The sequence below is a fragment of the Staphylococcus sp. GDY8P94P genome (assembly GCF_017892255.1).
Taxonomy (GTDB): domain Bacteria; phylum Bacillota; class Bacilli; order Staphylococcales; family Staphylococcaceae; genus Staphylococcus; species Staphylococcus cohnii.
Genome location: NZ_JAESKU010000039.1, coordinates 1 through 1000, shown reverse-complemented (window position 1 = coordinate 1000; position 1000 = coordinate 1). Strand labels below are relative to the sequence as shown.

The window sequence follows — 1000 nt, the reverse complement described above, 5'->3', positions numbered from 1 at the left end:
ATATTAAAAACACAACACAAAAAACACAAAAAAATAAAATATAAATACAACTTTCCAAAACAAACTACATATTTATCAGAGCTCGTGCTATAATTATACTAATTTTATAAGGAGGAAAAAATATGGGCATTTTTAGTATTTTTGTAATCAGCACAGTTCATTATCAACCAAACAAAAAATAAGTGGTTATAATGAATCGTTAATAAGCAAATTAAAGAGGGTTATAATGAACGAGAAAAATATAAAACACAGTCAAAACTTTATTACTTCGAAACATAATATAGATAAAATAATGACAAATATAAGATTAAATGAACATGATAATATCTTTGAAATCGGCTCAGGAAAAGGCCATTTTACCCTTGAATTAGTACAAAGGTGTAATTTCGTAACTGCCATTGAAATAGACCATAAATTATGCAAAACTACAGAACATAAACTTGTTGATCACGATAATTTTCAAGTTTTTAACAAGGATATATTGCAGTTTAAATTTCCTAAAAACCAATCCTATAAAATATTTGGTAATATACCTTATAACATAAGTACGGATATAATACGCAAAATTGTTTTTGATAGTATAGCTAATGAGATTTATTTAATCGTGGAATACGGGTTTGCTAAAAGATTATTAAATACAAAACGCTCATTGGCATTACTTTTAATGGCAGAAGTTGATATTTCTATATTAAGTATGGTTCCAAGAGAATATTTTCATCCTAAACCTAAAGTGAATAGCTCACTTATCAGATTAAATAGAAAAAAATCAAGAATATCACACAAAGATAAACAGAAGTATAATTATTTCGTTATGAAATGGGTTAACAAAGAATACAAGAAAATATTTACAAAAAATCAATTTAACAATTCCTTAAAACATGCAGGAATTGACGATTTAAACAATATTAGCTTTGAACAATTCTTATCTCTTTTCAATAGCTATAAATTATTTAATAAGTAAGTTAAGGGATGCATAAACTGGGTTCTGTTGCAAAGTAAA

2 protein-coding genes are annotated in these 1000 nt (G+C 25.8%); both read left to right on the top strand.

Annotated features, from left to right (window positions below):
* The first annotated feature begins 122 nt into the window (after window positions 1–122).
* Window positions 123–182 (top strand): 23S rRNA methylase leader peptide ErmCL, encoded by a 60-nt coding sequence (gene ermCL, locus KA926_RS13825; protein WP_002497446.1) that lies wholly within the window; start codon window positions 123–125, stop codon window positions 180–182.
* Between the two features lie 44 nt (window positions 183–226).
* Complete coding sequence (gene erm(C) / locus KA926_RS13820; protein ID WP_014158488.1) at window positions 227–961, top strand: 23S rRNA (adenine(2058)-N(6))-methyltransferase Erm(C); 735 nt, start codon at window positions 227–229, stop codon at window positions 959–961.
* Window positions 962–1000: the final 39 nt, after the last annotated feature.